This window comes from Streptomyces sp. NPDC088254, assembly GCF_044740925.1.
Classification (GTDB): Bacteria; Actinomycetota; Actinomycetes; order Streptomycetales; family Streptomycetaceae; genus Streptomyces.
The window spans coordinates 123,125-145,587 of record NZ_JBIURQ010000011.1; the positions used below are offsets into that span (position 1 = coordinate 123,125).

General features: G+C 71.3%; 18 protein-coding genes and 1 pseudogene. 4 read left to right on the forward strand and 15 right to left on the reverse strand.

Annotated features, from left to right (window positions below):
* Window positions 1-13 precede the first annotated feature (13 nt).
* The 14 genes and pseudogenes from ACIOC0_RS29720 to ACIOC0_RS29785 all read right to left on the reverse strand — a co-directional run bounded on the left by ACIOC0_RS29720 (window position 14) and on the right by ACIOC0_RS29785 (window position 16,774).
* Window positions 14-490 (reverse strand): MSMEG_6728 family protein, encoded by a 477-nt coding sequence (locus tag ACIOC0_RS29720; protein ID WP_402158833.1) that lies wholly within the window; start codon window positions 488-490, stop codon window positions 14-16.
* Window positions 491-499: 9 nt separating this feature from the next.
* Complete coding sequence (locus ACIOC0_RS29725; RefSeq protein ID WP_402158834.1) at window positions 500-2,776, reverse strand: catalase; 2,277 nt, start codon at window positions 2,774-2,776, stop codon at window positions 500-502.
* 260 nt (window positions 2,777-3,036) lie between these two features.
* On the reverse strand, window positions 3,037-4,590 hold the full coding sequence (locus ACIOC0_RS29730; protein ID WP_402159066.1) for an MFS transporter: 1,554 nt from the start codon (window positions 4,588-4,590) through the stop codon (window positions 3,037-3,039).
* A 311-nt stretch (window positions 4,591-4,901) separates the two neighbouring features.
* Window positions 4,902-6,596 (reverse strand): cellulase family glycosylhydrolase, encoded by a 1,695-nt coding sequence (locus tag ACIOC0_RS29735; RefSeq protein WP_402158835.1) that lies wholly within the window; start codon window positions 6,594-6,596, stop codon window positions 4,902-4,904.
* A gap of 892 nt (window positions 6,597-7,488) precedes the next feature.
* Window positions 7,489-9,075, reverse strand: coding sequence for a benzoylformate decarboxylase (gene mdlC / locus ACIOC0_RS29740; protein ID WP_402158836.1), 1,587 nt, complete (start codon window positions 9,073-9,075; stop codon window positions 7,489-7,491).
* A 48-nt stretch (window positions 9,076-9,123) separates the two neighbouring features.
* Window positions 9,124-9,507 carry a hypothetical protein gene (locus tag ACIOC0_RS29745; protein ID WP_402158837.1) on the reverse strand — a complete coding sequence of 128 codons (384 nt, stop codon included), beginning with the start codon at window positions 9,505-9,507 and terminating at the stop codon, window positions 9,124-9,126.
* Window positions 9,504-9,872, reverse strand: a complete 369-nt coding sequence (locus ACIOC0_RS29750) for a nitrile hydratase (protein ID WP_402158838.1) — start codon at window positions 9,870-9,872, stop codon at window positions 9,504-9,506. The genes ACIOC0_RS29745 and ACIOC0_RS29750 overlap by 4 nt, the downstream gene beginning before the upstream one ends.
* Entirely contained in the window at window positions 9,869-11,638 is a 1,770-nt protein-coding gene (locus ACIOC0_RS29755) for a CocE/NonD family hydrolase (RefSeq protein WP_402158839.1), read from the reverse strand. Before ACIOC0_RS29755 ends, ACIOC0_RS29750 begins: the two co-directional genes overlap by 4 nt.
* Window positions 11,639-11,750: 112 nt before the next feature.
* Window positions 11,751-12,026: pseudogene (locus ACIOC0_RS29760) on the reverse strand (hypothetical protein); the annotation flags it as partial.
* Between the two features lie 344 nt (window positions 12,027-12,370).
* Window positions 12,371-13,357: an MASE1 domain-containing protein gene (locus ACIOC0_RS29765; protein ID WP_402158840.1), complete on the reverse strand. Its 987-nt coding sequence runs from the start codon at window positions 13,355-13,357 to the stop codon at window positions 12,371-12,373.
* A gap of 60 nt (window positions 13,358-13,417) precedes the next feature.
* Entirely contained in the window at window positions 13,418-14,266 is an 849-nt protein-coding gene (locus tag ACIOC0_RS29770) for a PP2C family protein-serine/threonine phosphatase (RefSeq protein ID WP_402158841.1), read from the reverse strand.
* A gap of 154 nt (window positions 14,267-14,420) precedes the next feature.
* Window positions 14,421-16,061, reverse strand: coding sequence for a phosphoglucomutase (alpha-D-glucose-1,6-bisphosphate-dependent) (gene pgm / locus ACIOC0_RS29775; RefSeq protein WP_402158842.1), 1,641 nt, complete (start codon window positions 16,059-16,061; stop codon window positions 14,421-14,423).
* 134 nt (window positions 16,062-16,195) lie between these two features.
* Window positions 16,196-16,513 (reverse strand): hypothetical protein, encoded by a 318-nt coding sequence (locus ACIOC0_RS29780; protein ID WP_389028716.1) that lies wholly within the window; start codon window positions 16,511-16,513, stop codon window positions 16,196-16,198.
* An 87-nt stretch (window positions 16,514-16,600) separates the two neighbouring features.
* A complete protein-coding gene (locus ACIOC0_RS29785; protein WP_351096659.1) occupies window positions 16,601-16,774 on the reverse strand; it encodes a hypothetical protein in 174 nt (57 codons plus the stop codon).
* Window positions 16,775-16,990: 216 nt separating this feature from the next.
* Here ACIOC0_RS29785 and ACIOC0_RS29790 point away from each other — a divergent pair, with 216 nt between their 5' ends.
* Entirely contained in the window at window positions 16,991-17,659 is a 669-nt protein-coding gene (locus tag ACIOC0_RS29790; RefSeq protein WP_402158843.1) for a lysophospholipid acyltransferase family protein, read from the forward strand.
* Between the two features lie 69 nt (window positions 17,660-17,728).
* Here the strand turns inward: ACIOC0_RS29790 and ACIOC0_RS29795 are convergent, their stop codons facing one another.
* On the reverse strand, window positions 17,729-18,718 hold the full coding sequence (locus ACIOC0_RS29795) for a LacI family DNA-binding transcriptional regulator (protein ID WP_402158844.1): 990 nt from the start codon (window positions 18,716-18,718) through the stop codon (window positions 17,729-17,731).
* A 393-nt stretch (window positions 18,719-19,111) separates the two neighbouring features.
* Between ACIOC0_RS29795 and ACIOC0_RS29800 the strand changes: the two genes are divergently transcribed.
* The 3 genes from ACIOC0_RS29800 (at window position 19,112) to ACIOC0_RS29810 (ending at window position 22,432) form a co-directional block, all read left to right on the forward strand.
* A complete protein-coding gene (locus ACIOC0_RS29800; protein WP_402158845.1) occupies window positions 19,112-20,038 on the forward strand; it encodes a carbohydrate ABC transporter permease in 927 nt (308 codons plus the stop codon).
* Window positions 20,039-20,042: 4 nt separating this feature from the next.
* Window positions 20,043-20,990, forward strand: a complete 948-nt coding sequence (locus tag ACIOC0_RS29805; RefSeq protein ID WP_402158846.1) for a carbohydrate ABC transporter permease — start codon at window positions 20,043-20,045, stop codon at window positions 20,988-20,990.
* Between the two features lie 107 nt (window positions 20,991-21,097).
* Entirely contained in the window at window positions 21,098-22,432 is a 1,335-nt protein-coding gene (locus tag ACIOC0_RS29810) for an ABC transporter substrate-binding protein (RefSeq protein ID WP_402158847.1), read from the forward strand.
* Window positions 22,433-22,463: the final 31 nt, after the last annotated feature.

The following is a 22,463-nucleotide window of genomic DNA, read 5'->3' on the forward strand; positions in this document are numbered from 1 at the left end:
GTCTGACGCCTCCTCACGGCGTGCGGCTCCGGTCGGAGGCGGGCCAGACGTAGGGCAGGTCGTCGGGGACGCCCGGGAACAGAGGGGCGTAGAACCCGGGCTCCTTGCGCACCAGCGCGGACCGGTGGCTGCGGTGGAAGGCGGGGTCGCCCAGCCACGGCGGCAGGTCGCCGGCCTCGGCAAGCCGCCGCTGGCTGCGGACCGCGCCCGCGCCGCCTCCCGGCCCGGCGAAGCCGGCGACCAGGGAGGCGGCGCAGGTGTCCGTGCGGCCGGACGCCGTCCACACCCCGCACACCTCCAGGCCGTAGCGCACCAGCGCCTCCTCGTACCCGGTCCACATCCGCACCGCCGGGTGGTGCCGCCAGCCGTAGCCGGCGACCGTCAGCCCGCGCAGCACCTGAAGGGCCTCGACGCGCTGCTTGCCCAGCCGGCGCGGGTCCAGGACGGCGGCGGACCGGGTGAAGTCGGAGTACGGCAGGAAGGTCTGCATGGTCTCCCGTCACACGAGGACGAACCGCTCCCAGGCCCGGTGCTCGCCCAGGAGCCGGGTGACCTCACGCGCGGCACCGGCTCCGTCGGACGCGAGGACCACGCCCGGCGCGTCGACGGCGATCCCGCAGGCTTCGAGGGCGCTCTCCCCGCCCGCCCAGGCCCCGATGGCCTTGCCGTGGCGGAACGCCTCCGACAGCAGCAGGGTGACGCGGGGGTCGACCGCCGCCTGCCGCGGGGCGGCCGGGAACGCCTTGGCGTCGCGGGCGCCGAACGCGTCGCCGCCGATCGGAGGGGTCCCGGCGAGGAGCAGGGCGTCGAACTCGACGGACCGTGCGGTGGCGTAGGTCCGCTGAACGGTCACCGCCCCCTCGCCCGAGCCGAGCACGCCGCCCGTCGGGGCGACGACCAGCGGGACCATGCCCGCTTCGAGGACCGCGTCGCGTACGGCCCGTACGCCGTCGAGGTCGCTGTCGGGTGAGGCGACGACGCCGATGATCCGGCCGTCCGTGGGCCAGGTGCGGCCGAGCTGGGAGAGGGCCGGGCTGGGCTCGACGTCGGCGAGGGGCACGGTGGGCTCGGGCGCGGGGAGGCCGAGGCCCTCGGCGACGGCCGCACACAGCTCCGGGTCGATGTTGGCGAGCACCTTCAGGCCGCGTTCCTTGATCGCCTGCTCGTAGCACTTGCCCAGTTCGAAGGTGTAGGCGCCGATGATGTGCTCGCGCTCCACCGGGGTCATGCTGAGCCAGAAGCGGCGGGGCTGGCTGAAGTGGTCGGCGAAGGACTCGGGCGCCTCACGGACCTTGGTGGCCTCCGGCACCCGTACCGGCGTCTCGATGAACGCGCCGGCGTCCGCGCCGGCGGTGAACGGGCATCCGCCGTCGAGGGAGTTGGGCCGGTAGGGGGCGACGCCCCGGTGCACGGCCGTCTGGTGCATGCCGTCGCGCAGCATGTCGTTGACCGGCGCGTGCGGGCGGTTGATGGGCAGCTGGGAGAAGTTGGGGCCGCCGAGGCGGGTGATCTGGGTGTCCAGGTAGGAGAAGAGACGTCCGGCGAGCAGCGGGTCGTCGGTGACGTCGATACCGGGGACGAGGTGGCCGACGTGGAAGGCGACCTGCTCGGTCTCGGCGAAGTAGTTCGACGGGTTGCGGTCGAGGGTGAGCAGGCCGACCGGCTGCACGGGGGCCAGTTCCTCGGGGACGAGGTTGGTGGGGTCGAGCAGGTCGATGCCCTCGAAGGTCTGGTCCGGGGTGTCGGGGAAGGTCTGGATGCCCAGCTCCCACTGCGGGTGGGCGCCCGCCTCGATGGCGTCGGCGAGGTCGCGGCGGTGGAAGTCGGGGTCGACGCCGTTGATGATCTGCGCCTCCTCCCACACCAGGGAGTGCACGCCCAGCTTCGGCTTCCAGTGGAACTTCACCAGTGTCGTCGCGCCCTCGGCGTTGACCAGGCGGAAGGTGTGGACGCCGAAGCCCTCCATCGTCCGGTAGGAGCGGGGGATGCCCCGGTCGGACATGTTCCACAGGGTGTGGTGGGTGGCCTCGGTGTGCAGGGTGACGAAGTCCCAGAACGTGTCGTGGGCGCTCTGCGCCTGCGGGATCTCCCGGTCGGGGTGGGGCTTGCCCGCGTGGACGACGTCGGGGAACTTCACGGCGTCCTGGATGAAGAACACCGGGATGTTGTTGCCGACCAGGTCGAAGACGCCCTCGCTGGTGTAGAACTTGGTCGCGAATCCCCGGGTGTCGCGGACGGTGTCGGAGGAGCCGCGGGAGCCGAGCACGGTGGAGAAGCGCACGAAGACGGGCGTCTCCTCGTCGTCGGCGAGGAAGGCGGCCTTGGTGACGGCGGACGCCGTGCCGTAGCTCCGGAAGACGCCGTGCGCCGCCGCGCCCCGGGCGTGGACCACGCGCTCGGGGATGCGCTCGTGGTCGAAGTGCATGAGCTTCTCGCGCAGGTGGTGGTCCTGCAGCAGCACCGGTCCGCGCGGGCCCGCCTTGAGCGAGTGATCGGTGTCGTGCAGGCGGGTGCCCTGCGCGGTGGTCAGATGGCTGCCGGACTGCGCGGTGCGCGCCTGGTCGGCGCCGGTGGGCTGGCCGGTCGGCGAGACGGTGTCGGGGCCACTCTGGTCGTGCTTGGGCGGGAGCGGCTCCCGGGGCCGCGTGGGCTCCACGACCGGCGGGGACTGCGGGGCGGGCTTGCCCGGGACACCTCCTTCCGGGCCCGCGCCGTCGCCGTGAAGCGTGTCGGCGATCTTGTCCGCGGCCCGCTTGAGGGGGTTGGTCTCGCTCATCAGCACATCCTTCGCGTCTTGAGGCTGTCCGCTGTGGTCGACAGGACGTCCGCTCGCCGCGCTGTCGAAAGCCGGTTCCACGTCCGCCCGCCGCCGCCGGGTCCCCGGCTGGGGCCGATACGAAACTCCGTGGCCGGGTGGGGACGCGGGACGGCGGCCGCGGCACGCGGACGCGACTGCGCCCCCGCCGAGGCCTCGGTGGCTTCGGCGGGGGCGCGTGGCGACCGGCCGTCGCGGCCGGCGGCGGGCCGGGCGTCAGTTCATCGGCCGGGTCCGGAGCGGCGGGCGCCTGCGCCGGCCCGGGAGTCCTGCTGGATCCGGTACAGCTCCTGGGACGTCGTGATCAGTTCCTTGCGCTCCTCCTTCGAGCCCACCATCGGCTGGGAGCCGTTCAGGGAGACCTGCGCGCTCTCCGGCAGGAACTTGACCGTCACCAGGCCGATGACACCGGCCAGCATCAGGTAGTAGGCGGGCATCATGTCGTCGCCGGTGACGCTGATCAGCGCCTCGGTGACCAGCGGCGTGGTCCCGCCGAACGCGGCGACGGCGAAGTTGAAGCCGATCCCCATGGCGGCGTAGCGGACGGCCGTCGGGAACAGCGCGGGCAGGGTGGCGGCGCTGGGCGCGGCGAAGCAGGCCAGCAGCGTGGACAGGATCAGCACGCCGAGGATGGGCGGCCAGGTGCCGTCCATCTTGATCAGCAGGAAGGAGGGCACGGCCAGCACGATCATCGCGGCGGCGGCGACTCCGTAGATCGGGCGTCGTCCGATCCGGTCGCTGAGCCGGCCGATGAAGGTGATCAGCAGGACGATCCACAGCATGCCTATGAGCACGAGGACGTCGGCGGAACCGCTGGAGCGGTTCAGGGTCTCCGTCTGGTAGGTGGGCAGGAAGCCGGTGATCATGTAGTTCGTGACGTTGTACAGCAGCACCAGGCCCATGCAGATGAGCAGCGGCCGCCAGTGGTTCTTGACGATGGTCTTGAACTCGCCGCCGGTGGACTCCTGGGCGAGGCTCTTCTCGTGGTCGTCGAGCTGCTGCTGGAAGGCGGGCGACTCCTCGAGCTTGAGCCGCATGTACAGGCCGATCACGCCGAGCGGGCCGGCGATGAGGAACGGCAGACGCCAGCCCCAGGAGAGCATCTGGTCGTCGGTCAGGGCCAGGTTCAACACGGTGACCAGGGCGGATCCCAGCGCGTAGCCGACGAAGGTGCCGAAGTCGAGCCAGCTGGAGAGGAACCCGCGTCGCCGGTCGGGTGAGTACTCGGCGACGAAGGTGGTGGCGCCGCCGTACTCGCCGCCGGTGGAGAAGCCCTGCACCATGCGGGCGAGCAGCAGCAGGATCGGGGCGGCGATGCCGATGGTGGCGTAGCTGGGGATCAGGCCGATGGCGAAGGTGCCGACCGCCATCATGATCATGGTGGTGGCGAGCACCTTCTGCCGGCCCAGCCGGTCGCCGAGCGGGCCGAAGACGAGGCCGCCGAGGGGGCGCACGACGAAGGCCGCGGCGAAGGTCGCGAAGGAGGAGATGACCTGGGCGGCGGGGGACGCACCCGGGAAGAAGACCTTGCCGATGGTGGCGGCGAGGTAGCTGTAGACACCGAAGTCGAACCACTCCATGCAGTTGCCGAGCGCCGAGGCGCCGACCGCGCGCTTGAGCAGCGGCGGCTCGACGACCTGGACGTCGTCCTCACGGAAGGCGCGCTTGGTGCGGCGCAGCCGGCTCAGGAGGTCCTTGCGGACCTGTACGGGCAGCTCCTCGACGGTGTCGTCCGCCGTCGGCGTCGGCTTCGGGTCTGGTCGCCCTTCGGACATGACATCGGACACAGCGGTACCTTGGCGCCTTTCTCAGTGGGGAGATGTGTGCTCTGAAAGGGAGGTGGGGTTTCGCGGGGGACGCGTGCTTCGCGGGGTGTGTGTACTTCGGCCGGGGTGACGCGGCGCGGAACGCGACGGGGGCGGTGCAGACCTCCCCAGGCAGCACCGCCCCCGCATCACATCACCCGTCCGTGCTTGTGCCCCGCGATCTCGCGATCACACCGGTCACGTGTCCGTTGTCACAGTCGCGCACACGAGGGCGGCCCGGCCGCCCTCGCATGTGGGGCGGCCGGGCCGGAACGCGCAGGTCAGACGGTGGTGCAATCGGCGCCGTTCAGGTTGAAGACGGTGGGGGCCGTGTTGGCGGCGCCCTTCGCGCCGATGAAGCCGACGGTGACCGTGCCGCCGGCGGGGACGGCCGAGGTGTAGGAGGCGGCGGCGACGCTCACCGTGCCGCCGGTCTGGGTGGGCGTCCCGCCCCACATGCTGCTGACGGTCTGCCCGTCGGCGAAGGCGAAGCGGAGGGTCCAGCCGTCGACGGGAGCGGTGCCGGTGTTGCGCAGGGCGATCTCGCCCTGGAAGCCGCCCGGCCACTCCCCCAGCACGCGGTAGCGGACGGAGCAGGCCGCGCCGGGGCTGCCGCCGCCCAGGGTGGTGAGGGTCACCGTGGCCGAGCGGGGCGAGCGGTTGCCGGCGGCGTCGCGGGCGTAGACGGCGAAGGTGTACGCGGTGTTCGGGGTGAGGCCGGTGAGGGTCGCGGAGGCGGTCGTGGAGGAGGCGGCCGGGGTCTCGGCCCCGCCGCTGATCCGGACGACGTCGTAACCGGTCACCCCGACGTCGTCACTGGCGGCGCTCCAGGTGAGGGTGGCGGAGGTGGCGGTCACGGCGGAGGCGGCCGGGGCGCCGGGGGCGGTCGGGGGCCGGGTGTCGCCCGGACTGCCGCCGCCGAAGACGGTGGCTTCCTCGGCGGTCCGGGCGATGCCGTTGACGCCGTGGAAGACACGCTGTCCCCAGGCGCTCAGGTTCGCGGGGTCGAAACCGATGGACAGGTCGAGGGCGGGGTCGGTGTTGCCGCTCCACGACCAGGCCAGGTAACCGAGGTCGAGCTGCTCGGCGGCGGCCATCATGGTGTCCTCGTCCGGGTCGCCCCACTGGTCCGCCGGGCCGCCGAACTCGCCTATGAGCAGCGGGAGTCGGGCGTTCACGAAGTCGTTGAGGTAATCGGTGATCTCGGCCGCGGTGTCATAGACGCTGTACATGTGGATGGAGAAGATCAGGTTGCCTGTGGGGTCGGCGTCGTACACCGAACGGGCGTTGGCGCGCATGACGCCCTGCCAGTCCTGGCCCCAGTTGGGGGCGTCCACCATGAGGGTGTGCTGGAGGCCGGCGGCGCGCAGTTTCTTCACGGCGGCGATGGTGGGGGCGGTCCAGCCTTCCGGTGCGGTGTTGCCCCAGGGCTCGTTGCCGAGGTTGACGATGACGTAGTTCTCCTCGCCGGCCAGCACGCTCTTGAGGCCGATCCAGTAGTCGGCCGCCTGGTCGAGGGTGCCGGCGGCTGCCTCCTCGCCGTAGCCGGTGGTGTCGTGCACCTCCAGGACGCAGATCAGGCGGTTGGCCTTGCACTGGGCGATGACGGCGGCGACTTCGGCGGGGGTGTTCCTCGTCCAGCGGTGGCCGTCGGCCAGAACGACCCGGACGGTGTTGGCGCCCAGCGCCTTGATGTCGGCGAGGGACCGGGTCTGGTTCGGGTACCAGGTGTACGCGTGGTTGACCCCGCGCATGACGAAGTCGTTGCCGTTGGCTTCCAGCAGCCGGCCGTTGCTGATGTGCAGCCCGGTGGCGAGGGTTCCGGGCGCCGGGCCGATCCCGGCGGGCCGGGCGCCGGCCCGGTCGGCGGCCTGTGCGACGACGGGGGTGAACACCCCCACGGCCAGAGCCAGTCCGAGCAGGGCGGCCAGCCAGGTGAGGAAGTTCGTGGGTGCGGTGCTGTGTGCTCTTCTCACTGCGACTCCAGGGGAGTGGGCGCCGGAAACCGCGGGGCAGCGGTGGGGGGAGAGATATGGGAGCGCTCCCATAAAGCCATCGATGCCAAGTACACGTCAAGCCGTTGGGCGGGAGGGAGAGTTGCGAAAAGCGGGTGTCGTGAGGTCGCGTTCCGGTGGAGCCCGGTTGCCGTCGGCGACACCCGCCGATGCCTCCGGGAGGTCCACCGCCTCTCCGGATCCCTCCCGCCCCTGGCCTTCCGGCCCAGACGGAACCGAGTCCAGCACCCGGGCCCGACCGGACCGACAACCTGGCTCCGGCCCCGCTCTCCCGAAGCTACGACGAAGGCGGATGTCCGCGCTCGGCAGGTCCGGGTCGATCGGCGCCGGGGGCGGGCTCCGCAGCCGGCCCGGGCCGAGGTCGCACGAGGCCGGACCTCCACGCTGGGCCCTGTGCGGTCCGCGGCGCCGATTCCTGCGCGGCGTCGGAGCCGTGTCAGTTTCCCCGGCGCCCAAGTCCCTGATCTTCCCGGGCGGTCGGGGCCTTCGTGCTGTCGGAGCTGTACCGTGCGGACCCAAAGTGGTGGGGCTGTCGGACCGGGGCCCAACCACGGTGCCGGTCCGACAGCCCCGAGAGCACGGTGGCGATGCCGCCGCGGAAGTCCGAGGTGAGGTCAGCGGCCGGGCCAGGGGTAGGGGTGGGCGAGGATCGTCCACTCCTCGTCCGCACGGCCTGCCACCAGGCGGCACGGCCCTCTCCCATTGCTCAGCGAGCTCGCTGGAAATCGGCTCAAGCGCGGGGCGCAGAACCGTTTCGCTCCCGGGGTGGCCCACGCCGGTGACGGGCGTGAGCCGCATCGTCGCGGCCACGCCGGGTTCAACGGCGGCGCGGCCGTTCGGGTCCGGCTGCCGATCAGCCGGCGGTCAGCGGCTGCTGGGGTACCTCGATCAGGTGTGGTTCGTCCGTGGCCAGCGCGGCTGTCACCGCCGCTGTCAGTCCGGCGAGTGTGTCGACGCGGGTGGCGGAAATGCCGTATGCCGAGGCGATACCGGTGATGTCGATGCCGGGCAGTTCGAGGCCCGGCACGCCGGGTGCCTGCATGACCTGGGTGAATTTCTTGAGCGCCCCGTACTCGCCGTTGCGGGCGACGACGAAGACCACGGGGACGCGGTATCGGGCTGCCGTCCACAGCCCACTCACGGTGTAATGCAGGGCGCCGTCACCGAGCATGGCCAGTACGCGGCGCGAGGGATCGCCGAGCTGGAGGCCGATGGCCGCTGGCAGGCCCCAGCCAAGGCCTCCGGACGCCGGAAAGTACAAGCTTCCCGGTCGTGAGATGTCGAAGCGGTCCCAGGTGGTGTCGACCGACGTCCATTCGTGGGCGAGAACGGTGCTCTCGTCCTTGGCCGCGTCGAGGGCGTCGACGATCGCCTCCGCGCTGAATGCCGGGCCGGCCTCGTTCAGGCGGCTGGTTCGTTCGAGTTGTGGTGGCGGCGGTCGGTGGCGGGCGGGGACGGTCTCGGCGAGGCGGGCCAGGGCGTCGGAAGGGTTGCCGACCAGGATGTGCCCGAACGGTGCTCGGGTGGCTTCGTCGGGATCCGAGGTCACGGCCCACAGCTCGGTGCCCGGAGGCAGGTAGTCGCCTTCCTCGAACGCGTGATAGCGGAAGATCGCCGCGCCGAAGGCGACCACGAGATCGTGTCCGTCGAAGTGGCGTGCGACCCCGGGGATGTCCGAGGGCAGGACACCGCGATAGCCGGGGTGCCGGGTGGGAAACGGGCAGCGGGACGGGCTCGGCGCCACGAACACGGGAAGGGCGAGCCGGTCGGCGAGCCGACAGGCTCCGTCCCATCCGGTGGCGTCGTCGATGCCGGGCCCGACGACCATGACCGGGTTGGCCGCGCCGGTGAGCCGGCGGCGCAGGAGGTCGAGGGCGGGTTCGGAAACGACCGGGTCGCCTTGCACGGTGCGGGCCTTGAGATGCTTCAGTACGCCGGGATCCGCCTGGTGATCCCAGTCGTCCAGGGGCAGCGAGAGGTAGACGGGGCCGGCGGGGGCGGATCCTGCCAGCAGGATGCCCTGGGAGAGCGCCTGGGGCACGTCCTCGGGGCGCAGCGGTTCGCAGCTCCATTTCACCAGCGGGTCGGCCAGTGCCGTGGCTTCGACGTTCGTGAGCAGCGCGTTCAGGGCGGTGTAGCGTCGGGCCTGCTGTCCGGAGGTGACGACCACGGGCACGTGGCCGGACTGGGTGTTGGTCAAGTTCCCCATTGCGTTGCCGGTGCCGGCCGCGGCGTGCAGGTTGACCAATGAGGGTCGGCCGGTCGCCAGGGCATAGCCGTCCGCCATCGCGATCGCCGCGCCCTCGTGCAGTGCGAGGACGTAGCGGAAGTCGTCGGGGAAGTCACGCAGCAGCGGCAGTTCGTTCGAGCCGGGATTGCCGAAGACGGTGGTGATGCCGTGGCTCCGGAGCACCTCGAAAAACGCGTCGCGTACCTTCACGCCACCTTCCTCTCCCACAGTACGGAGCACAGTGCGCGCTCGGCACGATCAGCGACCCGGGGTGGAACTGTCGGCGTCATCGGCGGCATCTCCTCCCGCCCACAGCGCTCGCATGTCCCGCAGCACCCAGGTAAGTGCCTCGTCGGGGATCAGGTAGCCGCCGATGCCGCTGCTGTGCAACATGTCGTAGATCCGTCCGGACACGTCGGCCAGTCGGGCGGCCGGGTCGACACCCGGCCCGGGGGGAGCCGGGATGATCGCGGTGATCGTGTCCGCTCGTTGCTCGATGACCTCGACGCGGTACGCGCCGTCGACGACGGAGCCGAAGTAGGCGGCGAGCGCCGCCTTGGGGTCGGCCAGCAGCGCTGCCCTCATCGCCGGGTCGGTGCTGAGCAGCCGGTAGTGCTCGGTGAAACGATCGGCACCGCTCATCGGCCCTCCCCGCCGCCACGATTGCGGTACTGCTCGCGCATCCCCAGCAGTGCCGTCTTCGCGTCCTGCGGCAGGATCCAGACGAACTGCTCGCCGCTGCGCCACAAGTCCATCTGGTTCACGACGTTCTCGCCGCCGTCTTCTTCGCAGGACACGGGCGGGATGACGAGGTACAGCGTGTCCGGACGCTGGACCCTCAGGTCGAACCGCAGGGCGGGAGGTACATCGATGCCGAGCCGGGTCAACGCCGCGCCGGGGTTTTCGGTCAGTGCGGGATCGCTCCAGGCGAGGATGGTCAGGGCCTGCTCGAGGTCGAGGCTGCCCGGGCCGTCGGAGCCGGCGTTCTCATCAGGCTCATCCTTCACGAGTTCACGCCCGCATCCGGGGTGCCCCGGTCGTGCTGCCCGGCCACGGACAGTACGAGCCTCGACGACGAACGCACGGTGTTGCGGCTGCTCGTGCCGACGGGCGCATGGCGGAAGCCCATGATGGCCGGGGTGCTGCGGTCCTGGTCATCGCTGGTGACCACGAGCCGGATGCGATGCCCGGTGGTGAACCTCCGGGCGTTGGTGACGAGCGGGATCCGATACGTGGTGACCGAACCCGGGACGACGATCTCGGGTTCACGGCAGGGGAGTCCCGGCGGCCTGGCCGGGTCGGCGTCAGGATCGGTCCGGCGCAGACTGGCCCGGAGCCATCCGGCGGTGACGTCGACAGCGGTGTCGTCGGGCGCTACGTCCTGGAGGGTGACGACCCATGCCGTGTCGGTGGCGGTGGCGGCGGCGTGGAGCTCGACCTCGAAATCCCCGGCGGCGTCGAGCGTCTCGGTCAGCGGCTCGCTGGACCATGCCAGCTGGGTGGGAGGGTCGGCGTCGCTCGACCACGACCGACCGAGCCCCGCGCCGAGCACCATGAGCGACCGCTCGCCCGGACTGTCCTGTTCGTCGCCGAGCGTGCCGTCGGCACGCAGGCTCCATTCGCGTTGCTCAGTTCCCTCGGGGGGCCAGGTATCGCTTGTGCGCCACTCGTCGGCGCCGGGCATCCAGTACCGGATCGCGGGGCCGTCGAGGATGCCCGTGTCGTGATTCTTCAGCCAGTGGTCGAACCAGGCGAGTGCCTCGATGTGGAGGCTCTCCCACGGCCATGTGAGTCCGAACTCGCCGAGCATCGCGACCCGGACGACCGGAGTGCCGGTCAGCGCCCGCATGACGGGGAACGTGGAGGGGAGGTGGAGCGGGACGTTCTGCCAGTCGCAGCCGAGATAGGTGGGGACCTCGACTCGATCGAGGAGCGGCAGGAGGTTTCGTTCGTCCCACCACGCGTCACGCAGCGGGTGCTCGACCGCCATGGCGCGCCACAAGTCGTCCCACGGGTGCGGGTCGTGGTGGAGCTTGAGCGCGGCACGCAGGAGCGTGACCGACGACTCGCCGTTCATCGTGGCGAACTTCTTGTGCAGCGGCGCCGCACGCAGAACGTCTCGGGCCGCATCGATCAGCCGGTTGCGCCAGAACCGGTCGCCGCGAGCCGAGGTGAGCCCCACCATGGCCAGAAAGGGCGTCACGAAGCTGGAGCTGAACAGCCCGTGGTGCATCGCCGCTTCGTACAGGTCGGTGGTGACAGCCACCGGGAAGATCGCCCGCAGGTGCGCGGGGCGCTCGACGGCCGCCTCCAGCTGGGCCATGGCGAAGTAGCTGATGCCGATCATTCCGACCTTGCCGTCGCACCACGGCTGCTCCGCAGCCCACTCGACCAGGTCGTGCAGGTCGCGACGCTCCTGAGCGTCGAAGAACCCGAACGTCCCCCCGGATCCCCCCGTCCCCCGGAGGTTGGCGATCACGTGCACGTAGCCGCGCGGCACCCAGAAATCGGACGCACCGGCCTCGATGAAGCCCATCGGCGCGCCCAGGTCCTGGATCTGGCGCGGGTACGGTGATGCCGCGATCAGTACGGGAAACCGCCCGTTGCTGTCCGGTCGATGCACGTCGGCCAGCAACTCGATACCGTCGCGCATCCCCACGGTGACGTCCCGGTCGCACCGCATGCCGTGCACCGGCTCCGACAGATTGCGGTACTCGCGGCCAGTCGTCTGCGGACCGTTCAGGCGGCGCTGATCCGCTTCGACTCCTGCCACCCTGGACACAAGCTTCCTTCCCTGCCCTGTTCCGTCGATGCAGTGAGGGCACCCGATCGAAGACTAACAGGGCATATCGGGCAATTCGCGTATCTCTCCCGGCCATCGGCACGATCGCCTTCGCCTCCAGGTGCCGCATCACGGCGGTGAGCATCGCGGTGCGCTTGGGCTCCTCCGCCCGTTCCGGGCTCGCCGCCTTCGACCCCAGCCCGTACCGGGCCAGCGCGGCCAGCCGGTTCCGCGGGACCTGCGACAGCCGCACCCGGCCCAGACCGAACGCGCCGATCTCACCGGCCCGCTCCAACGGCCGGGCGAACGCCGTCCCGGTCGTCCGCGTCGGCGGCCGGCGCAACCGCTCCAGCTCCGAGAACCGGGCGCCCTCCGGCACCGCCACGACGCGGAAGACGGCACCTGCACCCTGATGCTGCCGGCCAGTTCCCGCCGCGCCTCCGTCCGCTCCCTGGAGCGATACGCACGGCCCGGCGTCGACTCGGTCGCTCGGCACGTCGCCGAACTCGACCCCGCTGCACGTCGCCGCACGTAGATCCGAGCGGATCAGGGCTTCAAGATCATCCCGTTGCCCCTTTGACGCGTATCTCGGTCACACCCCGAGTACTCACGGCGACGACGGAGGCGTTGACGTGCGCAGCACTGGACGTACTGGGGGACGCACCGCTACGTGCCGAGGCATGGGCGGAGCACGGCCGCGAAGGGTTAGCGGGGTGGGTGGGGTCAAGGGTCCGGGGGCGTGGGTTTCTTCGGGGGGCGGGTCGGCGGTTCGTCCGCTGTGAGGTGTTCGAGGACCTCCACCAGTTCCTGACAGGCGCGTTCCACCGAGCGGCGCGTGTTGCGCTGCTCGGTGATCAGCGCGGAGAGGAGCAGCGCGGTCAGGGCCATCGTCCCGTTGAAGGCCTGGAGCTTGATCATCACCTCGACCTGGGTGAGCCCCTCGAAGGGGCCGGAAGCGTCGGTGGCCGCGACGGTGGCCACGACGGAGGCGGCGAGGGCGCACAGGATGCTGCCGACGAGCTGGAAGCGCAGGGCGGCCCAGATCAGCAGCGGGTAGACCAGGAAGAGCAGGCTGAGGCTGCTGTAGGCGACCAGCGGGACGACGGCGACGGTGATGAGGAAGAGGCCGGTGGCCTCCGGCCAGCGGGACAGGGGCGGGCGACGGCGGGCGCCGTACAGGACGAGCAGCATCGGGGTGACGAGCAGAACGCCCATCGCGTCGCCGACCCACCAGGCCAGCCAGACGGGCCAGAAGGCGCTCGCCGCAAGCCGGTCGAAGAGGACGAGGACGCCGACGCCGACGGTGGCGCTGAGCAGCGTCGCGGTGAGGGCGGCGAGGAAGACCAGCGCCAGGCCGTCCCGCAGCCGGGCGAGGTCGTTGCGGAAGCCCACCTTGCGCAGCATCAGGTAGGCGCAGACGGGGGCGGCCGTGTTGCCCAGGACGTTGAAGATCGCCATCGGGCGGAGCGCGGTGATCGACATGATGACGAGCAGCGATCCGAGGGCGATGCCGAGGGTGGAGCGCAGCCCGAGGACCAGCAGGCAGGCGACGGCGACGCCGGAGGGCGGCCAGATGGGGGTGAAGACGGCCCCCTCGACGACGAGCTGCCGTACGAGGCCCAGCCGCCCGGCCGCGTAGTAGGCGAGGGCCACCGCCGCCGTCTCGACGGCGAGGATGCCCGCGCGGCGCAGTTCGCCGGTAGCCACCACAGCAGCTATCAGACACCGGGGCGGCCCGGACGGCGAGGCGAGCACCCCGGCTGACCGGCCCTATGGCTGAACGCGGGGCGCCCGCGGGCCGAGGACGCCGTCGTGCCCGACGACGAGGACGGCCGCGTCGTCCTCGTGTCCCACGCGCTCGGCGCCCCGGATGACGGCGGCGGCGAGGGAGCCGGCGTCCATGCCCGCGACGGCGGCGACGCCGGCGAGCCGCACGACCTGGTCGAGGCCTTCCTCGACGCTCAGTGAGGGCCCTTCGACCACGCCGTCCGTGAGGAGGACGAAGAAGCCGCCCTTGGTGAGCCGGTAGCGGGTGACCGGGTACGCCACGTGCTCCAGGACGCCCAGGGGCGGCCCTCCCTCGTCCTCGGCGACGCCGGACTTGCCGTCGGCGGTGGCCCACACGCAGGGGATGTGACCGGCCCGGGCGCTCTCCAGCAGGCCATTGACCGGGTCGAGGCGCATGAAGGTGCAGGTGGCGAAGAGGTCGCTGCCGAGGGAGAGGAGCAGCTCGTTGGTGCGGGCGAGGAGTTCGCCGGGCTCGCCGGTGACGGAGGCCAGTGCGCGCAGTCCGACGCGCACCTGGCCCATGAAGGCGGTCGCCTCGATGTTGTGGCCCTGGACGTCGCCGACGGACAGGCCGACGCGGCCGTCGGGCATGGTGAAGGCGTCGTACCAGTCGCCGCCGACGTTGAGGCCGTGGCAGGCGGGGGCATAGCGGACGGCGAGGCGGACGCCGCGGGGCTCGGGCAGGTCCCTGGGGAGCATGCCGCGCTGGAGAGCGATGGCCAGCTCGACGCGGGTGCGCTGGAGCTCCGCGCGCTCGCGCGCCTGGGCGGTGAGCGATCCGAGTCTGGCCAGCAGCTCGTCGTCTTCGTCCGTGGTGCGCTTGCGGGGCATGGATCACCTCGGAGAGACGGTTGCCCTCTCGGGGCGAACGTCACCATTAGACGCAAAAGCGTCATCTTTTACGTCTAATGGATGATAGCGACCCGGGCGGCGGCCCGTGGTGTCGTACGGCCGCCACCACGGCCCGCCCGCCTCTTGATCCCGGTCAGCCGCCGAGCGCCGCCATGACCACGTCCTTCGCCTCCTCCTGCACCTGGGCGAGGTGGTCGGGGCCGTGGAAGGACTCGGCGTAGATCTTGTAGACGTCCTCGGTGCCCGAGGGGCGGGCGGCGAACCAGGCGTGGTCGGTGGTCACCTTGATGCCGCCGAGGGCCGCGCCGTTGCCCGGGGCCTCGGTGAGCACACCCGTGACGGGGTCCCCGGCGAGGGTGTCGGCGGTGACCTGCGCGGGCGAGAGCTTGGCGAGCAGCGCCTTCTCCTCGCGGGTCGCGGGGGCGTCGACGCGGGCGTAGGCGGGCGCGCCGAAGCGGGCCGTCAGCGCGGCGTAGTGCTCGGAGGGGGTCTTGCCGGTGACGGCGGTGATCTCGGAGGCGAGCAGCGCCAGGATGATGCCGTCCTTGTCGGTGGTCCACACCGAGCCGTCGCGGCGCAGGAAGGACGCGCCCGCCGACTCCTCGCCGCCGAACCCGAGCGAGCCGTCGGCGAGGCCGTCCACGAACCACTTGAAGCCGACGGGCACCTCCACGAGACGGCGGCCGAGGTCGCCGGCCACGCGGTCGATCATGGAGGACGACACCAGGGTCTTGCCGATCCCGGCGCCGGCGGGCCACTGCTCGCGGTGGGAGTAGAGGTAGGAGATGGCGGCGGCCAGGTAGTGGTTGGGGTTCATCAGGCCGGCGTCGGGGGTGACGATGCCGTGCCGGTCGGCGTCGGCGTCGTTGCCCGTGGCGATGTGGAACCGGTCCCGTTGGTCGATGAGGGAGGCCATCGCGTAGGGCGAGGAGCAGTCCATGCGGATCTTGCCGTCCCAGTCCAGCGTCATGAACCGCCAGGTGGGGTCGGTGAGCGGGTTGACCACGGTGAGGTCGATCCGGTGCTGCTCGGCGATGCGGCCCCAGTAGGCGACGGAGGCCCCGCCGAGGGGGTCCGCGCCGATGCGGACGCCGGCGGCGCGGATCGCGTCGAGGTCCAGGACGGCCGGGAGGTCGGCGACGTAGGCGCCGAGGAAGTCGTGGCGGCCGGTGCCGGAGGCGGTGAGCGCCCGCGCGTAGGGGATGCGGCGTACGTCCTTGAGGCCGGCCGCGATGATCTCGTTGGCCCGGTCCTGGATCCAGGACGTGGCGTCGGAGCCGGCGGGGCCGCCGCTGGGCGGGTTGTACTTGAAACCGCCGTCGGCGGGCGGGTTGTGCGAGGGGGTGACGACCACGCCGTCCGCGAGGCCGGCGGTGCGGCCGCGGTTGTGGCTGAGGATGGCGTGCGACACGGCCGGGGTGGGCGTGTAGCCGTCGGCGCTGTCGATGAGCACCGTGACGTCGTTGGCGGCGAACACCTCCAGGGCGGTGACGCGGGCGGGCTCGGACAGGGCGTGGGTGTCGGCCCCGAGGAAGAGGGGGCCGTCGGTGCCCTGGGCGGTGCGGTACTCGCAGATCGCCTGGCTGGTGGCAGCGATGTGGTCCTCGTTGAACGCGGTGTTCAGGGAGGAGCCGCGGTGCCCCGAGGTGCCGAAGGCGACCCGCTGCGCGGGGTCGGCCGGGTCGGGGTGCAGCGCGTAGTACGCGGTGACCAGCCTGGCGACGTCGACGAGGTCCTCGGGGCCGGCCGGCCGACCCGCTCGTTCGTGCTGCATGGTCCGTTCCTCCGCATGGTGTTTGATCCGTCGCTCGCCGTCTCATCTTTCCTCGTGACGGCGGGGGCACGCGAGGGGGGTCGGCCGGCCGGGCGGGGGACGCCGTGCGGCGCCCCGGTCGGAAAGCCCGCGGTTCAGACCTCGGAGTCGATGCCGGTGACGACCGCGGGACCGAGTGGGGCCGCGCCGTCGTCGAGCCCGGCGTCGCGCAGGGCCGAGTCGGCGAGCTCGCGCGCCTCCTCTTCGGCGTGGGGGACGCTGTCGGCCTCGACGGTGAGCCGGATGGTGAAGGTGCCGTCCTCGTTCACGGTGAGGGCGTCGAGATCCTCGGAGGCTCCCATCCGGGTGCGGTGCGGGTCGGTGGGGCGCAGGCTGCGGCTGAGGTGTGCGCGGGTGTCCTCCTCGACGGTGGTGGTGAACGTGCCGGGCACGGTGATCACGTAGGTCGTCATGGTGGTCCTTTCCTCGGATCCTCTCCCGCGTACCCAGACCTGGCGGGCGGCATGGCCCGTCCCGTGCGGGGACGGGCCGTGCCGCGGTCAGCGTCTGCCGCGGACCGACCAGCCGCTGCCGACGCCGGCGAGGTGGAGGGCCAGCAGGGTCAGGCCGAGGAGCATGATGTTGACGGAGGTGAAGGCGTCGTTGGTCGAGATCTCCGCCGCGTTGATGAGGAAGGCGATGAAGAACGCCACTGCCGCGATGATGGCGAGCACGGATGTCCGTCCCTTCGGTCGTGTGGATGCGCTGCCGTTCGTGTGGTGACTTGGTGTCCCTGTTCCCGGATGCCCCCGAGCGGGCGGTGAACACGGGTCGCGGCGGGCGGAGTCGGCGGCGTTTCTGAGTAGCCGTACTCAGGCGTGGGTGGGTTGCCGCCGGGAGACTGAGGGCCACCGCGCTTCGCGCCACGCCCCGAGTGGAAAGGCCTTGTCGTGCTCACTCGCGCCGCCTCCGTCCTGGTGCCCCTCTTCGGACGCCTCACCGTGACCAGCGAACTGAGGATGCGTCTGCCGGCGGGGACCATCTTCGCCGCCAACCACGACTCCCTGGCCGACCCCGCGGTCGTCCTGAGCGCGCTGCGCTCGCTGGGCGTGGAGCCGGTCGTCATGGCCGCGGCGGGGCTGTGGCGGGTGCCGGTGCTCGGCCGGGCGCTGGCCCGTGAGGGGCACATCCCGGTGCACCGCCGCTCGGCGCGCGCCGCGCACGCGCTCGACGCCGCCGCCGAGGCGCTCGCGGACGGACGGCACGTGCTGCTCTACGGCGAGGGCGGGCTCCCGGGGCGCAGGGACGCCACCCCCGGCCCGCCGGAGGCGTTCCGCACCGGGCTCGCGCGTCTCGCGCAGCTTTCCGGCGCGCTGGTGGTGCCCGTGGGGCACGTCGGCGCCCGCCGCATCTCCTCGGGCTCCACGGCGAAGCAGCTGGCCGGCGTCCTGACGGCCCCGGTGCGCCGCCCGCGCTGCCACGTCCACGTCGGGGCGCCGCTCAGACTCCCCACCGAGGCCGACACCGGTACGGCGGCGGCCCGCCGGGCGGTCACGGTGGCCTGGCGTACGGCGGCCCGCGCGGTGGGCGACCGGGAGGCACAGCTCCACCTCGTCTGACGCCCGCCGCCCAGCCCTCGGGAAGGGGAGACGACTCGGGGCCTGACGGCCCCTCAGTGCGTCGGGTCCTCAACTCCTCGGCGGCGGCGCCGTGCTGGAGCGCTGGACCAGGCGGGTCGGCACCAGGGTGGTCCCGTGTTCGGGGCCGTCCCGGCGCATCTTGCGCAGCACGGCCTGGACGCAGAGGCGGCCGACCTCGGCGAAGTCCTGGTGGAGCGTGGTGAGCGGGGGCTGGAAGGAGCCCGCCTCGGGGATGTCGTCGAAGCCGATGACGCTGACGTCCTCGGGGACGCGGCGTCCGCGTTCGTGCAGGGCGCGCAGCAGGCCGAGCGCCATCTGGTCGTTGGCCGCGAAGACGGCGGTGCAGTCCTCGTGCGCGGCGATCTCCAGTCCGGCCCGGTAGCCGGACTCCGCCGACCAGTCGCCCCGTACGACGGGCGGCACGGGGCGGCCGGCCTCGGTGAGGGCGCCGCCCCAGGCGTCCGCGCGGCGCTGGGCGGCGAAGGAGCCCTCGGGACCGGCGAGGTGCCAGACGGTGGTGTGGCCGAGGTCGAGCAGATGCTGGACGGCGGTGCGGGTGCCGCCGGCCTGGTCGGTGTCGACGACCGTGTAGTGGCTGCCCGCGTCGGAGTCGACGACCACGACCTGGACGTGCGGCGGGAGGGTGACCGTGGCCGCGTCGAGGAGGTGCACCTCCATGATCACGATCACCGCGTCGACGGCCAGCTCCTCCAGCCGGGAGAACGCGCCGCGCACCTCGTCCTGGGTGGGGACGGCGACCGGCAGCAGGGTCACGGCGTACCCCTCGGCCGCGGCAGAGGTCGCGATGGCCTCCAGGGTGCGGACGTTTCCGGTGGTGGAGAGGGTGAAGGTGATGACGCCGATGGTGCGGAACTCGCCGCGCTTGAGGGCCCGGGCCGCGCTGTTGGGGCGGTAGCCCAGCTCCTTCATCGCCGCCAGCACCTGCTGCCGGGTCTCCTCGTTGACCCCGGCGTAGCCGTTGGAGACCCGGGAGACCGTCTGGGAGGAGACGCCCGCGAGGCGGGCCACGTCCGCCATGGAGGCGGTGGTCCGGCGTCGCGACCGCGTCCGCCGCGCGGCGACGCCCGCCGCGGGCAGGGTTTCCGGCAGCCCGGAGACGCGCCCGTGAGTGTCCCCGCCCGGGCCCCGCGCCCTCCCGGTCTCGTCCGCCCGGGATCTTCCCGCCATCTCCACTGCGCAGCCCGACCCTTTCTTCCACCGCGGCTTCCCATGGTCTCCCCGCGGTCTCCTCAGAGGACCCTTGACCATGGTTATCGGGGCAGTGTAGACATGCCGCCATCAGATGTTTACGTAAACATAACAGGCGATCGCCCCTTTCGCGGCGCTGATGTTTGCGTAACCATCCTGGCGGTGCGCGCAGCAGGCCGGCGCGGTGCCGCGGGCTCCAGGACAGGACGAACGAGGAACGACATGACGACGTTGCAACCGCCGGCGGCCGCCGCACCACGGCCGGCTCCTCCCCCGGCGAGACGGGACCGACGCTCCTGGGCGGGGTGGGGGTTCCTGGGTCCCTTCGTGGCCGTGTTCGCCCTGGTCTTCCTGGCCCCGATCGGTTACTCGATCTACCTCAGCCTCTTCCGCGACCAGCTCATCGGCGGCACCACCTTCGTCGGCCTGGACAACTACACGCAGGCCCTGAAGGACGACCAGTTCTGGGACTCCCTGGCCCGCGTGGCGCTCTTCCTCGCCGTCCAGGTGCCGATCATGCTCGGCATCGCCCTGCTGGTGGCCCTCGCGCTGGACAGCGGGCGGCTGTACGGCAAGAGCTTCTTCCGCATCACGATCTTCCTTCCGTACGCGGTGCCCGCCGTGGTCGCCACCCTCATGTGGGGCTTCATGTACGGCACCAAGTACGGCCTGGTGGGAGACGTCAACGAGGCGTTCGGCGTCTCGCTGCCCGACCCGCTCTCCCCCGACCTGGTGCTGGCCTCCATCGGCAACATCGTGACCTGGGAGTTCGTCGGCTACAACATGCTGATCTTCTACTCTGCGCTGCGCGTCGTCCCGCACTCGCTGTACGAGGCCGCGGAGATCGACGGCGCCGGGCAGATCCGCGTGATCACCGCGATCAAGCTGCCGGCGATCCGGGGCGCCCTCGTCATCGCGACGATCTTCTCGATCATCGGCAGCTTCCAGCTCTTCAACGAGCCGAACATCCTGCGCCCGCTGGCCCGCAACGCCATCACCACGGACTACACCCCGAACTTCTACACGTACTCGCTGTCCTTCAACGGCCAGCAGCACAACTACTCCGCGACCGTGGCCATCATCATGGGCCTCATCACGATGGTGATCGCCTACGTCGTGCAGCTGCGCGGCATGCGCAAGGGAGCGTGACCCGATGAGCAGCCCTCTCACCACCGCCTCCCCCACCCCGGCCGCAGTGACCGCCGACACCCCCAGGGCCGCCCCCCGGCTGCGCGGGCCGCGCCGGCACAGCGTCCAAAAGCCGCGTCGCAGCGTGCTGTTGACGGTGCTGACCTCGCTGATCGTCCTCTACACCGTGGTGCCGCTGGTCTGGCTGGCCGTCAACGCCACCAAGACGCAGGCCGGTCTGGCCGACTCCAGCGGTCTGTGGTTCAGCGACGACTTCGCCCTCTGGGACAACATCCGCGACACGTTCACGTACAACGACGGTGTGTTCGGCCGCTGGCTGCTCAACACCCTGCTGTACGTGGTGCTCGGCGCGGGCGGCGCCACCTTCCTCGCGGTGCTGGGCGGTTACGCGCTGGCGAAGTTCGACTTCCCCGGGAAGCGCGGCGTGTTCGCCGTCGTCATCGGCGCGGTCGCCGTCCCCGGCACGGCGCTCGCGGTGCCCACGTTCCTGATGTTCAGCAAGATGGGCCTCACCGACACCCCGTGGGCGGTGATCATCCCCTCGCTGGTGTCCCCGTTCGGCCTGTACCTGATGTGGGTGTTCGCCTCCGAGGCGATCCCCACCGAACTGCTGGAGGCCGCCCGCATCGACGGGGCCGGCGAGGCCCGCACGTTCTTCCGGGTCGCCCTGCCGCTGCTGGCCCCCGGCATCGTGACGGTGCTGCTGTTCACCACCGTGGCCACCTGGAACAACTACTTCCTGCCGCTGATCATGCTCAAGGACCCGGACTGGTATCCGCTGACCCTGGGGCTGAGCGCCTGGAACGCGCAGGCCGAGACCATCGGCGGCGAGGTGATCTTCAACCTGGTGATCACCGGTTCGCTGCTCACCATCCTGCCGCTGATCGCCGCCTTCCTGCTGCTGCAGAAGTACTGGCAGTCCGGTCTGGCCGCCGGAAGCGTCAAGGAGTGACCCCGCGGCCCGGCGGCCGCCCCTGAGCCCCCCCCATGGCGCACCACTCCCTCCCACGCACTTCACCCTCACACCCTCACCCACCACCAAGAAGCGGAAGCACTTCCATGCACAGAAGGACCAGCCGCGCGCTGCGTGGCCTCGCCCTCCTCTCCACGCTCGCCCTGGGCGCCACCGCCTGCGGCGGCTCCGACGACAGCTCGGACCAGAAGGCGGTCTCCGCCGGCGACGTCAAGGCTGCCCTGGAGAAGGGCGGCACGGTGACGGTGTGGGCCTGGGAGCCCACGCTGAAGACGGTCGCCGCCGACTTCCAGAAGAAGTACCCCAAGGTCAAGATCAACCTGGTCAGCGAGCGGTCCGGCGACAAGCACTACACCGCCCTGTCGAACGCGATCTCGGCCGAGAAGGGCGTGCCCGACATCGCCCAGGTCGAGTACTTCGCGGTCAGCCAGTACTCCCTCACCAAGGGCCTGACCGACCTCAAGGCGTTCGGCGCGGACAAGCTCGCCTCCAAGTACACCCCGGGCCCGTGGAACGCGGTCAGCGAGGGCGACGCCGTCTACGGCCTGCCGATGGACTCCGGCCCCATGGCGCTGTTCTACAACAAGAAGGTCTTCGACAAGTACAAGATCGCCGTCCCGACCACCTGGGACGAGTACGTCGAGGCCGCCCGCAAGCTGCACAAGGCCGACCCCAAGGTCTACATCGCCAACGACGCGGGCGACGCCGGCTTCACCACCAGCATGCTGTGGCAGGCCGGTTCGCGCCCCTACAAGGTCGACGGCACCAAGGTGAAGGTCGACTTCGCCGACGCGGGCGCCAAGAAGTACACGGAGACCTGGCAGAAGCTCCTCGACGAGAAGCTCCTCGCGCCCGTCAACGGCTGGACCGACGACTGGTACAAGGGCCTCGGCGACGGCACCATCGCCACCCTGGCCTCCGGCGCCTGGATGCCCGCCAACTTCGTCACCGGCGTCCCGAACGCCAAGGGCGACTGGCGCGCGGCCCCCATGCCGGCCTGGACCAAGGGCGACAAGGCGAGCGCGGAGAACGGCGGCAGCTCGCTGACCCTGCCCACGCTGGGCAAGAACAAGGAACTCGCCTACGCCTTCGCCGAGTACGCCAACGCCGGTGACGGCGTGAAGACCCGCGTCAAGCAGGGCGCCTTCCCGGCGACCACCGCGGAGCTGCAGTCCAGCGAGTTCCAGTCGACCAAGTTCGACTACTTCGGCGGCCAGGAGGCGAACAAGATCTTCGCCGAGTCCGCGGCCAACGTCGCGAGCGACTGGTCGTACCTGCCCTTCCAGCAGTACGCCAACTCGATCTTCAACGACACCGTCGGCAAGGCCTACGTCGGCGGCAAGAAGCTGACGGACGGTCTGAAGGCCTGGCAGGACGCCTCCGTCAAGTACGGCAAGGAGCAGGGCTTCACCGTCGAGTAGACCTCGGCACGCAAGTCCGCCGGGCGGCGCG